This is a genomic window from Neomoorella carbonis, assembly GCF_045278715.1.
Classification (GTDB): domain Bacteria; phylum Bacillota; class DSM-521; order Neomoorellales; family Neomoorellaceae; genus Neomoorella; species Neomoorella carbonis.
Genome location: NZ_CP136420.1, coordinates 2714127 through 2728460 on the forward strand (window position 1 = coordinate 2714127; position 14334 = coordinate 2728460).

A 14334-nucleotide genomic window follows, 5' to 3' on the forward strand; every position below is an offset into this window, starting at 1 on the left:
GTCGCGCGCTCGCGTCATCGGCATTACCGGGATAACGCAACGTCTCCCAGGTCAAAAACTCGCTCGCTCCCGACAAATGCCAGCCTTTTTTATGCCTTTGCTGGTGGCAGCTTGCTAATCTGGATGGCTATGCAGAAATGAACCGGGGAGAAGTGGAACCGCTTCTCCCTTCCCACTTCTCCTATGCTCCCTGGCGTTTAGCTATAATCTCGGCAGCAATATTCTGGGGCACCTCTTCGTAATGATCAAACTGCATCACATAGGTACCCCGGCCCTGAGTCCGCGACCGCAGGTCGGTGGCATAGCCGAACATCTCGGCCAGGGGAACAAAGGCGCGAATGACCTGGGCACCGGCCCGTGGTTCCATACCCTCCACCCGGCCGCGGCGGGCATTCAGGTCGCCAATCACGTCGCCCATATATTCCTCCGGTACCACTACCTCGACCTTCATGATCGGTTCCAGCAGAACCGGCCCGGCCTTTTTGGCAGCATCCTTGAAGGCCAGCGAACCGGCAATCTTAAAGGCCATTTCTGAAGAGTCGACCTCGTGGTAGGAACCGTCTACCAGGGACACCCGGACATCTACTACCGGGTAGCCGGCCAGGACGCCGTTGCTCATGGCTTCCTGGACGCCGGCGTCAACTGCCGGTACATACTCTTTGGGAACGACCCCGCCGACGATCTTGTTGACGAACTCATAACCCTTGCCGGGCTCCTGAGGCTCTACTTCAATAACCACGTGCCCGTACTGGCCGCGGCCGCCCGTCTGGCGGATAAACTTGCCTTCGGCCTTGACCGGCCGGCGAATAGTTTCTTTGTAGGCCACCTGGGGCCGACCGACCTTGGCCCCCACTTTAAACTCCCGCAGCAGGCGATCGACAATTATCTCCAGGTGCAATTCGCCCATGCCGGAGATAATGGTCTGGCCGGTTTCAGGGTCGGTATGCATCTTAAAGGTTGGGTCCTCTTCGGCCAGCTTCTGGAGGGCCAGGCTCATCTTCTCCTGGTCGGCTTTAGTTTTGGGTTCGATGGCCACAGAAATAACCGGCTCGGGGAATTCCATGGCCTCCAGGACAATGGGATGCTGCTCATCACACAGGGTATCGCCGGTGGTCGTTTCCTTCAAGCCCACCGCCGCCGCGATATCACCGGCATAGGCCTCATCAACTTCCTCCCGGTGATTGGCGTGCATGCGTAAGATGCGGCCGATTCGCTCCCGGCGTCCCTTGGTGGAATTGTAAACATAAGAGCCGGATTTTATGGTCCCGGAATAAACCCGGAAAAAGGTTAACTTGCCCACGTAGGGGTCGGCCATAATTTTAAAGGCCAGGGCGGCAAAGGGCTCGTTATCGCTGGAGTGACGCTCGTCCTCGGAGCCTGTTTCCGGGTCAATACCCTGGATGGCCGGCACGTCAGTAGGCGCCGGCAAGAAATCTACCACCGCATCCAGGAGCGGCTGGACGCCTTTGTTTTTGAAGGAAGAACCGCAGAGGACCGGCACTATTTTCACCGCAATGGTCGCCTTGCGAATACCGGCTTTGATCTCCTCTTCCGTCAGCTCTTCCCCTTCCAGGTACTTGAGCATCAACTCTTCATCGCTTTCGGCCACGGCCTCCAGCAGCTTTTCCCGGTATTCGCGCACCAGTTCTTCCATATCTTCCGGTACAGGCCCTTCTTCAATCGTGGTTCCTAACTCATCAGTAAAGTAAATGGCCTTCAGCCGGATTAAATCCACCAGGCCGCGGAAATTATCTTCGGCGCCAATGGGTAACTGGATGGGTACCGGATTGGCTCCCAGGCGGTCGGCAATCATCTTGACGCCCCGGTAAAAATCGGCCCCGATGCGGTCCATTTTATTGATGTAGGCGATCCGGGGCACACCGTATTTATCCGCCTGGCGCCAGACAGTTTCCGACTGGGGCTCTACCCCGCCTACAGAACAGAAGACGGCTATTGCCCCATCCAGGACGCGCAGGGAGCGTTCTACTTCTACGGTAAAGTCCACGTGGCCTGGCGTGTCGATAATGTTAATACGATGATCACGCCAGAAGCAGGTAGTGGCAGCCGAGGTTATAGTGATACCCCGTTCCTGTTCCTGGACCATCCAGTCCATCGTTGCATTACCATCATGTACTTCGCCCATACGATGCACGCGGCCGGTATAAAAAAGTATCCTCTCGGTGGTAGTGGTTTTACCGGCATCAATATGGGCCATGATGCCGATATTCCTGGTTTTTTCCAGTGGGTATTCTCGAGCCATAAAGTTTCATCCCTTCTTATAATCAGGTTTCAGGTACCGGAGGTCGCTGTGAGGCGAGACCCCCAGTTCCTGGGCCCCTGACCCCCACACCTACCACCGGTAATGAGCAAAGGCTTTGTTGGCTTCCGCCATCTTATGGGTATCTTCGCGCTTTTTCACGGCACCGCCGGTGTTATTGGCGGCATCCATCAACTCGGCAGCAAGTTTCTCGGCCATACTCTTCCCGCTACGCGCCCGGGCGTAGTTTACCAGCCAGCGGATACCCAAAGTTTGCCGCCTTTCCGGCCGTACCTCCACCGGCACCTGGTAGTTGGCACCACCTACGCGGCGCGCCTTAACTTCCAGCAGGGGCATTACATTTTTGAGGGCCTGCTCAAAGACCTCCACCGGGTCCTTACCGGTTTTTTTCCTGATGGTGTCAAAGGCTTCATAGCAAATCCGCTGGGCCAGCGATTTCTTACCATTGAGCATGACCTGGTTAATCAATTTGGTAACCTTGGTGCTCCCGTAAAGCGGGTCCGGCAATACCTCCCGCCGGGGAACACTGCCTCGCCGTGGCAACCCTTATCCCCCCTTACCACTACTTTTTGGGCCGCTTGGCCCCGTACTTGGAGCGGCCCTGGTTACGGTTCTGGACGCCGGCAGAATCGAGGGCACCCCTGATGATATGATACCTAACACCCGGCAAATCCTTAACCCTGCCCCCTCTTACCAGGACCACTGAGTGTTCCTGCAAATTATGACCAATACCGGGGATATAGGCGGTTACCTCAATGCCATTGGTGAGGCGTACCCGGGCTACCTTGCGCAGGGCTGAATTGGGCTTTTTAGGCGTGGTTGTATATACACGGGTGCAGACACCCCGCTTCTGGGGGCATTCCTTCAGGGCTGGCGCCGTCGACTTTTTGACGACCTTTTCCCGCGCCTCGCGTACCAGCTGCTGGATTGTCGGCATTCCTTCCACCTCCTTCCCCGGCTATTCTTCCAGAATGACGGCTGAGGCCGAGCCCACTTCGATACCGCAGGCCCGCCCCAGCTCTTTCATTGAGTCCACCTCGACTATTTCTACACCCCGTGCGCGGCATAGCTGAATTAAAGGCCCGGTTACATGGGGCTCGGCATCCTTAGCTATATAGACCACCCGGGCTGTCCCCTTCATTACCGCTTTGGTGACCTGCTTGGTGCCCACCGCTCGTTTTTTGGCCACCCGCAAACGTTCATAGGACATAGTTCAACCCCCCTGGGCAGTCACACTTTTTTATAGTATCATTTTCCGGTAGCCGTGTCAACAGATTCTGGAGCAGCCTCTTCTTGGGTTTCAGCTTCCGGGGTTATTACGCGGAGCTGCCGGTAACGGCTCATACCGGTACCGGCCGGGATCAGCTTGCCGATAATGACGTTCTCCTTCAGGCCCAGGAGGGGGTCTACCCGTCCCTTGATAGCCGCTTCCGTCAGCACCCGCGTCGTCTCCTGGAAGGAAGCTGCCGACAGGAAGGAATCCGTCGCCAGAGAGGCCTTGGTGATACCCAGCAGCACCGGCCGCGCCGTGGCCGGACGGCCGCCCGTCGCCTGGACCCTCTGGTTTACCTCTTCAAATTCAAAGGCATCCACCAGGGTGCCGGGCAGGAGGTCGGTGTCGCCTTCGTCTTCTACCTTGACTTTACGCAGCATCTGGCGGATCATCACTTCGATATGCTTGTCGTTGATGTCCACCCCCTGCAGGCGGTAAACCCGCTGCACTTCCCGCAGAAGATAGAGCTGGACACCCCGGACGCCCTTTACCTTTAACAGGTCGTGGGGGTTAACGGAGCCTTCCGTTAACTCATCACCGGCTTCTACATGGTCGCCTTCGTTAACCTTCAGGCGGGAGCCATAGGGAACATTATAGGTAAACTTTTCCCCGTTGGCGTCGGTAATTTCAATCTCCCGTCCCCGCCGGCCCCGGACTTCGTTAATGGCGGTAATGGTGCCGCTAACCTCGGCGATGATGGCCTGACCTTTGGGTTTGCGGGCTTCAAAAAGTTCTTCTACCCGGGGTAGACCCTGGGTGATGTCCTCACCGGCCACACCGCCGGTATGGAAGGTGCGCATGGTCAGCTGGGTACCCGGTTCGCCGATGGACTGGGCGGCGATGATGCCAACCGCTTCGCCGATTTCTACATCCTTACCCGTGGACAGGTCCTGACCGTAGCACTTGCGGCAGACGCCGTAGCGGGTCCGGCAGGTGAGGACCGAGCGGATCTTTACCTTTTTAATGCCGGCAGCTACAATGGCCCGGGCCGCCTCTTCACTGATCATGGTGTCGGCGGCGACCAGGAGTTCCCCGGTTTCCGGGTGGTAGACATCCTCCAGGGCATAGCGCCCGGTCAGACGCTCCTCCATTTTTTCGATTACCTGATTGCCCTCGTGGATCTCCTCCACTTCAATGCCGGCCGTGGTGCCGCAGTCGTCTTCCCGGACTATTACATCCTGGGCCACGTCCACCAGGCGCCGGGTAAGGTAACCGGAGTCCGCCGTGCGCAGGGCCGTATCGGCCAAACCCTTACGGGCGCCGTGGGTGGAAATAAAGTACTCCAGCACTGTCAGTCCTTCACGGAAATTGGCCTTGATGGGCAGGTCGATAATCCGGCCGGCCGGGTCGGCCATAAGGCCCCGCATACCGGCCAGCTGGCGGATCTGCTGGACATTACCCCGGGCACCGGAATTGGCCATCATGAACACGGGGTTGAATTTGTCCATGCTCGCCATAAGCTTTTTGGTCAGGGTGTCGGTGGCCTTATTCCAGAGGGATATGACCTTCTGGTAACGTTCTTCCTCGCTGATTAAACCTTTGCGGTATTGCTGGTCGATTTTTTCTACCGCCGCTTCCGTTTCGGCGATTATCTCCTTTTTCTCCTCCGGCACAACGATATCATTGATGCCAATGGTAAAGCCGGCCAGGGTGGAGTAATGGAAGCCCACTTTTTTGATGCCGTCCAACAATGTGGCAGTAGCTTCCGTTCCCAGGAGTTTATAACAGCGGGCGATGATCTCCGTCAGCTTCTTTTTGTCAACTTCACAGTTATAGTAACCCAGCTCTTTGGGGATGGGGATTTCCCGGTTAAAAATCAGGCGGCCGATGGTCGTCTCCAGGAGCTTGCCGTCTTCCATGCGCACTTTGATCAGGGCATGGACGTCAATATCTTTGTTGAGATAGGCCATATAGGCCTCATCATAGCTGCTAAATACTCGCCCTTCGCCCCTGGCCCCCGGGCTTACGGTGGTCAGGTAATAAGATCCCAACACCATATCCTGGGTCGGCGAAACGACGGGCTTGCCATCCTTGGGGTTCAGGATATGGTGGGCGGCCATCATTAAAAGGCGCGCCTCGGCCTGGGCCTCGGCCGAAAGGGGAACATGGACGGCCATCTGGTCGCCGTCGAAGTCGGCGTTGTACGCCGTGCAGACCAGGGGGTGAATCTGGATGGCCCGCCCTTCCACCAGCACCGGCTCAAAGGCCTGGATTCCCAAACGGTGCAGGGTCGGCGCCCGGTTTAAGAGGACCGGGTGCTCGGCGATGACCTCCTCCAGGACGTCCCAGACCTCATTTTTTACCCGTTCCACCATCCGCTTGGCGCTTTTTATATTATGGGCCAACCCTTTGTCCACCAGCCGCTTCATGACAAAGGGCTTGAAAAGCTCCAGGGCCATCTCTTTGGGCAGGCCGCACTGGTGGATCTTCAGCTCCGGCCCGACGACGATCACCGACCGGCCCGAGTAGTCGACCCGCTTGCCCAAAAGGTTCTGGCGGAAGCGGCCCTGTTTGCCTTTGAGCATGTCGCTTAAGGACTTCAGGGGACGGTTGCCGGGTCCGGTCACCGGCCGGCCGCGGCGGCCGTTATCAATCAGGGCGTCCACGGCTTCCTGGAGCATGCGTTTTTCATTGCGGACAATGATGTCCGGCGCCCCCAGGTCCAGAAGTCTTTTCAGCCGGTTGTTGCGGTTGATTACCCGGCGGTAGAGGTCGTTTAAGTCGGAAGTGGCAAAACGCCCGCCGTCCAGCTGCACCATGGGCCGCAGCTCCGGAGGAATCACCGGAATAACATCCAGGATCATCCACTCGGGACGGTTGCCGGAGGCGCGGAAGGCTTCTACCACTTCCAGGCGGCGGATGGCCCGAATTTTCCTCTGGCCGCTGCTTTCCTTCAGCTCCTGGCGCAGTTCGGCGGCCAGCTGGTCGAGATCGATCTCCTGGAGGAGTTCCTTAATGGCCTCGGCGCCCATGGCCGCCCGAAAACTGTTGCCGTACTTATCCCGGTATTCCCGGTATTCCGCCTCGGTGAGCAGCTGTTTCTTCAAGAGGGGGGTGTCGCCAGGATCAATTACCACGTAGGACACGAAATAAAGGACCTTCTCCAGGGCACGGGGCGACATGTCGAGGATGAGGCCCATGCGACTGGGGATGCCTTTAAAGTACCAGATGTGGGAAACGGGAGCCGCCAGCTCAATATGACCCATCCGCTCCCGGCGCACCTTGGAACGGGTCACTTCCACCCCGCAGCGGTCGCAGACAATCCCCTTGTAACGGACACGCTTGTATTTACCGCAGTGACATTCCCAGTCTTTGGTCGGCCCAAAAATGCGTTCGCAGAAAAGGCCGTCGCGCTCCGGCTTCAGGGTGCGGTAGTTGATGGTTTCCGGTTTCTTCACCTCACCGCTGGACCAGGCACGGATCTGTTCCGGTGAAGCCAGGCCAATGCGCATGCGCTCAAAGTTGCTTACATCCAGCATTATTCCTGCCCCCCCTTGAAGACCTTAAATTTATTCTTCTTCATATTTACCGCCCGGGACCGCCCTGGCCCGGGGTTTAATGACCGAAAAATCACTGTCGAAATCATCACCGTCGACCTCAAGTTCCAGCGCGTCAGGATCGAGGTCGGCTGGTTCAAAGTCCAGGTCTTCTTCCTCTTCCTCTTCTTCGGCCTCTCCGGCGGCTTCTGCCGGCTCGGCTTCAGGCTGGCCCTGGATATCCAGGCTCAGATCCTGGACCGCTTCAACACCATCGTCTTCGTCTTCCTTAATCTCAATCTCTTCGTTTTCCTCGGAGAGGACTTTGACATCCAGCCCCAGGCTCTGGAGTTCTTTAATTAGTACCTTAAAGGATTCCGGCACCCCTGGTTCGGGGACATTTTCCCCTTTGACGATAGCCTCGTAGGTCTTGACGCGGCCGACGACGTCATCGGATTTTACCGTCAGGATCTCCTGGAGGGTATAGGCTGCACCATAGGCCTCCAAAGCCCAGACCTCCATTTCCCCGAAGCGCTGGCCACCAAACTGGGCTTTACCGCCCAGGGGTTGCTGGGTAACCAGGGAATAGGGGCCCGTGGACCGGGCATGAATCTTGTCATCCACCAAGTGGGCCAGTTTCAGCATATACATATAGCCCACGGTGATGGGACGATCAAAGGGCTCGCCGGTACGGCCGTCATAAAGGATAGTTTTGCCGTCTTCGGGCAGGCCGGCTTCTCGCAGTTTTTCCTTAATTTCCTCTTCTGAAGCCCCGTCAAAAACCGGAGTGGCCACATGGATCCCCAGGGTTTTGGCCGCCCAGCCCAGGTGGGTTTCCAGGATCTGGCCTAAATTCATCCGCGACGGCACGCCCAGGGGATTTAAAACAATCTCAATGGGCGTACCGTCGGGGAGGAAGGGCATATCCTCCTCCGGCAGGATGCGGGAGATAACGCCCTTGTTCCCGTGGCGCCCGGCCATCTTATCACCTACGGAAATTTTCCGTTTCTGGGCGACGTAAACCCGGACCAGCTCATTGACCCCGGGTGCCAGCTCGTCGCCATTCTCGCGGGAAAAGACCTTGACGTCGACGACAATGCCGGATTCCCCGTGGGGCACCCTTAAGGAAGTATCCCTAACTTCCCGGGCCTTTTCGCCGAAAATGGCCCTGAGCAAACGCTCTTCGGCAGTCAGCTCCGTCTCGCCCTTGGGAGTGACTTTACCTACCAGGATGTCGCCCGGGCGTACCTCGGCGCCGATCCGGATGATGCCCCGCTCGTCCAGGTCTTTTAAAACGTCTTCACTGACGTTGGGAATATCGCGGGTGATCTCTTCCGGTCCCAGCTTGGTATCCCGGGCGTCGCATTCATATTCTTCAATGTGTATAGAGGTAAAAATGTCTTCCTTGACCAGCTTCTCGCTAATGAGGATGGCGTCCTCATAGTTATACCCTTCCCAGGTCATAAAGGCCACCAGGATATTGCGGCCCAGGGCCAGTTCGCCCTGATTGGTGGAAGGTCCGTCGGCTATGGGCTGACCGACATTTACCCGCTCCCCTTTGCGGACAATGGGCTTCTGGTTAATGCAGGTACCCTGATTGGAACGGACGAATTTTTGCAGGCGGTAAGTATCCAGGGTACCGTCATCGTTACGAATGACAATCTCCCGGGCCGTTACCCTTTCAACAACGCCGCTGTTCCTTGCCAGGACAACCACCCCGGAATCGCGGGCCGCCCGCCATTCCATGCCGGTACCTACCACCGGCGCCTCGGTCCTTAAAAGAGGTACGGCCTGGCGCTGCATGTTGGCTCCCATGAGGGCACGGTTGGCGTCATCATGCTCCAGGAAGGGGATGAGGGCCGTGGCCACACTGACCATCTGCTTGGGAGATACGTCCATGTAATCAACCCGTTCGGCCGGCACAACTACGATTTCTCCGGCATGACGGGCATTAACCCGCTTCTCTAAGAAATGACCCTCTTCATCCAGGGGGGCGTTAGCCTGGGCGATGACGTACTTGTCCTCTTCATCGGCAGTCAGGTAATGAATTTCGTTGGTGACGATGCCTTTTTCTTTGTCTACCCGGCGGTAGGGGGTTTCAATGAAACCAAACTCATTAATGCGGGCATAGGTACTCAAAGAACCAATCAGGCCGATGTTCGGGCCTTCAGGGGTCTCAATGGGACACATGCGGCCATAGTGGGAGGTATGCACGTCCCGCACTTCAAAACCGGCACGTTCCCGGGACAGGCCGCCGGGACCCAGGGCTGAGAGGCGCCGTTTATGGGTTAACTCGGCCAGGGGGTTGGTCTGGTCCATAAACTGGGACAGCTGGCTGGAACCAAAGAATTCCTTGATGGCCGCCACCACCGGCCGGATGTTAATCAGCACCTGGGGCGTAATGACGTCGACATCCTGGATGGTCATCCGCTCCCGCACTACCCGCTCCATGCGGGCCAGACCAATGCGGAATTGGTTCTGGAGGAGCTCGCCCACGGAACGCAGGCGGCGGTTGCCAAGGTGGTCGATATCGTCGGGTTTAACCTCGCCATCCATAAGGCGCAGAAGGTATTTAATGGCGTGAATAATATCCTCTTTTGTGAGGCAACGAATATATTCCTGCCGGCCGTTGATTTCGTGGGTCAAAACGCCATGACCCAGCTTTTTGTTCAGCTTGTAGCGACCGACATTGCCCAGATCATAGCGCTTGGGATCAAAGAACAAGGATTCCAGCAGGTTTCTGGCGCTCTCGACAGTCGGGGGCTCACCAGGACGCAGGCGTTTATAGATCTCTACCAGAGCTTCCTCTTCGGAATCGGTGTTATCCTTTTCCAGGGTATTCTGGATACGCGTGTCAAAATCAAAGAGTTCGAGGATGCGGGCATTGGTGGTATAGCCCAGGGCACGCAGCAGGACGGTGGCCGGGATCTTCCGCGTGCGGTCAATACGGACATAGATGCTTTCGGTATTGTCGGTTTCAAACTCCAGCCAGGCACCCCTGTTGGGAATAATGGTAGCACCGTATACTTTCGTCCCGCTGGCATCAATACTTTCCGTATAATAGGCCCCCGGTGAACGGACCAGCTGGCTGACAATTACCCTTTCGGCACCATTAATGATAAAAGTGCCCTTTTCCGTCATGAGGGGGAAATCCCCCATAAATACTTCCTGCTCTTTAACTTCGCCTGTTTCTTTGTTAATTAGACGAACCTTGACCCGCAGGGGGGCAGCATAGGTCATATCCCGCTCTTTGCATTCTTCCTGGGAGTACTTGGGCTCACCCAGGGAATAATCAACAAACTCCAGGACCAGGTTGCCAGTAAAATCCTGGATTGGTGAAATGTCATGCAAAATTTCCCGCAAACCTTCATCAATGAACCACTGGTAGGAGTTACGTTGAATTTCAATCAGATTTGGTAACTCCAGGGTTTCCTTGATTTTGGCAAAGGTCCAACGTTCCCTGGTCCCGACTTTAACCGGATAAGCCAACTTGGGTCCCCCCCACAAGAAATTCAAAAGCAAGGTAATGACAACCTCGCTTTTGACCTTTAAAGTTCCTGCTACCTATTATTGCCGTCCAAGGAAATACTTAATCATGTACCGGCAAATTAATGGCATTTTGATATGTTAGCATAAAAGGCGATTAGTGTCAAGGAAAAAATTATAGCCGGGGAGGGCTGGTTCCCCGGCTGCTGACAGCAGGCGACTATTTAATTTCCACAGTGGCGCCGGCTTCTTCCAGCTTGGCCTTGATGCTTTCAGCTTCCTCTTTGCTGACCTTTTCTTTAACCGGCTTGGGAGCGTTGTCCACCAGATCTTTGGCTTCTTTGAGGCCCAGGGCGGTAATTTCGCGTACTACTTTGATGACGTTAATCTTCTTGTCGCCGGCGGACTTCAGGATGACGTCAAATTCCGTTTGCTCCTCTGCCTGGGCTTCAGCCGGGGCAGCTGCTCCCGGGGCTACGGCCATGGCTACCGGCGCGGCAGCACTGACGCCAAATTCTTCTTCCAGGGCCTTGACCAGTTCGGCGAGTTCCAGCACCGTCAAACCTTTGACGGCTTCGATAATTTCCTGTACTTTGCTCATGATGAGCCACTCCTCCTCTGAAAATCATTCTACCTGAAAATAACTTCGTTCCAGGCTGGCATTGTTTTTGCTCGCTCCCTGGTCCTCGCGGATCAGCCTACGGCTCTGCCTCGGGCTCGGGCGGGGTTCCCGGCCTATTCGGCATCCTTGCCTCAGAGGCCGGCCTCGGACATCCTGTCCTCGGCCCCGCCCTCGCTCCTCGGCACAGCCTGCGGCTGCTTAACCACTCGGACCAAGTCGCTCGCTTCAAACAAATGCCGGCCCTTTGGGGGTACCGTGTTAGCGGTATGAGGGTCTTAAGCTGCTTCTTCCTTCTTTTTGCGGATGGCCTCCAGGACGTAGACCAAATTGCGGATATTGCCGGCCAGGACGTTGACCAGCCCGGCCAGGGGGGCCTGGAAACCGCCCACCACTTTGGCCAGGAGCTCCTCGCGGGAGGGCAGGTCGGCCAGGGCTTTGATTTCGTCCAGGCCAATAATCCTTCCCTGCAAAACGCCCGCCTTGATCTGGAAGGTTTTGCTGTTGCGCATAACTTCCGATAAGATTTTAGCAGGAGCCGCAGGGTCGTTTAAGCTAAAGGCCGCGGCAGTTGGCCCTTCCAGGAAAGGTTCAAGGCCCTCCAGCCCCAATTCCTGCGCGGCCCTGCGCGTCAGGGTATTTTTCACTACTTTAAATTCCACACCGGCTTCCCGTAACTGACGGCGCAGCTTGGTCATTTCAGCTACATTCATTCCCCGGTAGTCGGCCAGAATGGTTACAATAGAGTTCCCCAGCTTTTCCTTTATCTCGGCCACTGCCGCCGCCTTGGCTTCCCGTTGCTTGTTCATTTCCCCACCTCCGTTCTGCTAAAAAATAAAAGCCCCCGCAGACAAGCGAGGGCAAATGGCAAAATGATAACAGCTAATTGAAACTACCTCGGCAGGATATATTAAGCCTTAAAGGCACCTGCTGTCTACGGTTAATACCAGTATGAAGTTTTAACTGAGCTTATGGTTTTTTACCTTATGGCCCGCAGGGGGTTAACTTTTATCCCCGGCCCCATAGTCGAAGAAATACTGATGCTCTTTAAATACTGGCCCTTGGCCGCTGCCGGTTTGGCCCTTACCAGGGCTTCTATTAGGGCCTGGAAGTTTTCTTTCAGCTTATCTTCCGCAAAACTGGCTTTGCCTATGGGAGCATGGACAATGGCTGTCTTATCTACCCGGAATTCAATTTTACCGGCTTTAACTTCCTTAATGGCCCGGGCCAGGTCCATGGTTACCGTTCCCGCCTTGGGATTGGGCATAAGTCCACGCGGGCCTAAAATACGGCCTAACTTGCCAACCGTACCCATCATATCAGGGGTGGCAATGGCCACATCAAAGTCAAGCCAACCGCCCTGGATTTTTTCCACCAGGTCCTCGGCGCCTACAAAATCGGCCCCGGCTTCCTCGGCTTCTCTGGCCTTTTCGCCCTTGGCAAACACCAGCACCCGCCGGGTTTTACCGGTACCGTTGGGCAGAACTACCGTCCCGCGTACCTGCTGGTCGGCATGACGGGGATCAACCCCAAGTCTTACCGCCACCTCAATAGTTTCATCAAATTTGGCGCTGGCGGTTTTCTTGACCAGGGCTATAGCTTCGCCGGGTTCGTAAAGCTGCTGCCTGTCTACCAGTTTACTAACCTCGCGGTACCTTTTACCGTGTTTGGGCATTTGGGCATTCCTCCTCGTGGTTCCAGCGGATTACTCCTCCCACCAGCCTCTGTTTAAGCCTCCACTTCCACACCCATACTGCGGGCAGTGCCTTCGATCATGCGCATGGCAGCTTCAATACTGGCGGCATTGAGATCTTTCATCTTGAGCTCGGCAATCTCCCGGATCTTTTCCCGGGAAACCTTGCCGACTTTTTTACGGTTGGGCTCCCCGGATGCTGTCTCTATACCCAGGGCTTTTTTCAGCAAAACGGACGCTGGTGGCGTTTTGGTAATAAAGGTAAAGGAACGATCTTCGTAAACAGTTATCTCTACCGGGATAATCAGGCCCGCCTGATTGGCTGTCCGGTCGTTAAACTCTTTGACGAAGGCCATAATGTTAACCCCGTGCTGGCCAAGGGCCGGGCCTACCGGTGGTGCCGGCGTTGCCTTGCCTGCCGGTACCTGGAGTTTAACTACTGCTGTTACTTTCTTGGCTTTGGGTGCCAATTTTAACACCTCCTTTAAACGATTTTCTCGATCTGGTTGATATCCAGCTCAATGGGCGTTTCCCGGCCGAACATGGAAACCATGACCTTTATCTTACCCTTATCGGGCTGGATCTCTTCGATCGAACCAATAAAGTTTTCAAAGGGGCCGCTGGTAACGCGTACATTTTCCCCCACGGCTACATCGATCCGTGGCCGCGGCTCTTCAACACCCATCTGTTGCAGGATTTGCTGGGCCTCTTCTTCCCGGAGGGGTATGGGCTTATTACCCGTACCCACAAATCCAGTTACCCCCGGCGTGTTGCGCACTACATACCAGGAAGCGTCGGTTAAAATCATTTCTACCAGAACATAACCGGGGTATATTTTCCGTTTGACGATTTTGCGCTTGCCGTCCTTAACCTGGATCTCATCTTCCATGGGCACTACTACCCGGAAGATTTTATCGCCCATGTTCATAGACTCGACGCGCTTTTCCAGGTTGGCTTTGACCTTATTTTCGTAGCCGGAATAAGTGTGAATGACAAACCAGGCCTTTTCCATGTTAACCTCTACCGCAATATCAATTTACCCAGAAGGAAACTAAAGACAGAGTCAAAAATCCACAATAAGGCCGCCATAACGAGTACTGAAACCAGTACTACAGAAGTATAGGTTACCAGTTCCCTGCGCGTCGGCCAATGAACCTTTTTCAACTCGGCCCAGGAGCCCCGGAAAAATTTAGTGACCTGCTCTTTAAAACTGGTTTTGTTGTTAACGGTTCTGGCCACGGTCTTGGTTACCATTTAAAAACCCCTACCCTATTTCGTTTCCTTGTGCACAGTGTGCCTGCCGCAGTTACTGCAGTACTTTTTCAGTTCCAGGCGATCGGGGTCATTTTTTTTGTTTTTGCTGGAAGTATAATTACGTCGCTTGCATTCAGTACATGCCAGGGTAATCCCCACCCGCACTGCCGGCCACCTCCATTATGATCGAAGTGGGGAGGTGGAAAATTGCCACCGTGGCAATCCACCTTCCCACTTCTTGCAAATTTCCCTGCT

At 55.5% G+C, this 14334-nt stretch carries 13 protein-coding genes and 1 other annotated feature; all 13 genes read right to left on the bottom strand.

Annotated features, from left to right (window positions below):
- Positions 1-181: 181 nt before the first annotated feature.
- The 13 genes from fusA to rpmG all read right to left on the bottom strand — a co-directional run bounded on the left by fusA (position 182) and on the right by rpmG (position 14244).
- Positions 182-2260, bottom strand: a complete 2079-nt coding sequence (gene fusA / locus MCACP_RS13845) for an elongation factor G (RefSeq protein ID WP_406677326.1) — start codon at positions 2258-2260, stop codon at positions 182-184.
- A 90-nt stretch (positions 2261-2350) separates the two neighbouring features.
- On the bottom strand, positions 2351-2821 hold the full coding sequence (rpsG, locus tag MCACP_RS13850) for a 30S ribosomal protein S7 (protein ID WP_141263508.1): 471 nt from the start codon (positions 2819-2821) through the stop codon (positions 2351-2353).
- 19 nt (positions 2822-2840) lie between these two features.
- The gene (gene rpsL / locus MCACP_RS13855; RefSeq protein ID WP_141263510.1) at positions 2841-3215 is read right to left on the bottom strand and encodes a 30S ribosomal protein S12; all 375 of its coding nucleotides are present in this window, start codon (positions 3213-3215) and stop codon (positions 2841-2843) included.
- Between the two features lie 21 nt (positions 3216-3236).
- Positions 3237-3488: a ribosomal L7Ae/L30e/S12e/Gadd45 family protein gene (locus MCACP_RS13860; RefSeq protein ID WP_406677327.1), complete on the bottom strand. Its 252-nt coding sequence runs from the start codon at positions 3486-3488 to the stop codon at positions 3237-3239.
- A gap of 38 nt (positions 3489-3526) precedes the next feature.
- Positions 3527-7030, bottom strand: coding sequence for a DNA-directed RNA polymerase subunit beta' (gene rpoC, locus MCACP_RS13865; RefSeq protein WP_406677328.1), 3504 nt, complete (start codon positions 7028-7030; stop codon positions 3527-3529).
- Between the two features lie 30 nt (positions 7031-7060).
- On the bottom strand, positions 7061-10516 hold the full coding sequence (gene rpoB / locus MCACP_RS13870; protein WP_406677329.1) for a DNA-directed RNA polymerase subunit beta: 3456 nt from the start codon (positions 10514-10516) through the stop codon (positions 7061-7063).
- 217 nt (positions 10517-10733) lie between these two features.
- Complete coding sequence (rplL, locus tag MCACP_RS13875) at positions 10734-11114, bottom strand: 50S ribosomal protein L7/L12 (protein WP_406677330.1); 381 nt, start codon at positions 11112-11114, stop codon at positions 10734-10736.
- A gap of 296 nt (positions 11115-11410) precedes the next feature.
- Positions 11411-11941, bottom strand: coding sequence for a 50S ribosomal protein L10 (gene rplJ, locus MCACP_RS13880; RefSeq protein ID WP_406677331.1), 531 nt, complete (start codon positions 11939-11941; stop codon positions 11411-11413).
- A gap of 16 nt (positions 11942-11957) precedes the next feature.
- Positions 11958-12090 (bottom strand) — a sequence feature (ribosomal protein L10 leader region).
- Between the two features lie 21 nt (positions 12091-12111).
- Positions 12112-12807 carry a 50S ribosomal protein L1 gene (gene rplA / locus MCACP_RS13885; RefSeq protein WP_406677332.1) on the bottom strand — a complete coding sequence of 232 codons (696 nt, stop codon included), beginning with the start codon at positions 12805-12807 and terminating at the stop codon, positions 12112-12114.
- Between the two features lie 53 nt (positions 12808-12860).
- Positions 12861-13295 (bottom strand): 50S ribosomal protein L11, encoded by a 435-nt coding sequence (gene rplK, locus MCACP_RS13890; protein ID WP_406677333.1) that lies wholly within the window; start codon positions 13293-13295, stop codon positions 12861-12863.
- A gap of 14 nt (positions 13296-13309) precedes the next feature.
- A complete protein-coding gene (gene nusG / locus MCACP_RS13895; protein ID WP_141263524.1) occupies positions 13310-13837 on the bottom strand; it encodes a transcription termination/antitermination protein NusG in 528 nt (175 codons plus the stop codon).
- A gap of 8 nt (positions 13838-13845) precedes the next feature.
- A complete protein-coding gene (secE, locus tag MCACP_RS13900; RefSeq protein WP_406677334.1) occupies positions 13846-14079 on the bottom strand; it encodes a preprotein translocase subunit SecE in 234 nt (77 codons plus the stop codon).
- Between the two features lie 15 nt (positions 14080-14094).
- Positions 14095-14244, bottom strand: coding sequence for a 50S ribosomal protein L33 (rpmG, locus tag MCACP_RS13905; RefSeq protein ID WP_141263528.1), 150 nt, complete (start codon positions 14242-14244; stop codon positions 14095-14097).
- Positions 14245-14334: the final 90 nt, after the last annotated feature.

Bases quoted from the DNA above. Each gene is read 5' to 3' on its own strand.
- fusA (WP_406677326.1), bottom strand. From the start codon at position 2,260: ATGGCTCGAGAATACCCACTGGAAAAAACCAGGAATATCGGCATCATG.
- rpsL (WP_141263510.1), bottom strand. From the start codon at position 3,215: ATGCCGACAATCCAGCAGCTGGTACGCGAGGCGCGGGAAAAGGTCGTC.
- MCACP_RS13860 (WP_406677327.1), bottom strand. From the start codon at position 3,488: ATGTCCTATGAACGTTTGCGGGTGGCCAAAAAACGAGCGGTGGGCACC.
- rpoC (WP_406677328.1), bottom strand. From the start codon at position 7,030: ATGCTGGATGTAAGCAACTTTGAGCGCATGCGCATTGGCCTGGCTTCA.
- rplL (WP_406677330.1), bottom strand. From the start codon at position 11,114: ATGAGCAAAGTACAGGAAATTATCGAAGCCGTCAAAGGTTTGACGGTG.
- rplJ (WP_406677331.1), bottom strand. From the start codon at position 11,941: ATGAACAAGCAACGGGAAGCCAAGGCGGCGGCAGTGGCCGAGATAAAG.
- rplA (WP_406677332.1), bottom strand. From the start codon at position 12,807: ATGCCCAAACACGGTAAAAGGTACCGCGAGGTTAGTAAACTGGTAGAC.
- nusG (WP_141263524.1), bottom strand. From the start codon at position 13,837: ATGGAAAAGGCCTGGTTTGTCATTCACACTTATTCCGGCTACGAAAAT.
- secE (WP_406677334.1), bottom strand. From the start codon at position 14,079: ATGGTAACCAAGACCGTGGCCAGAACCGTTAACAACAAAACCAGTTTT.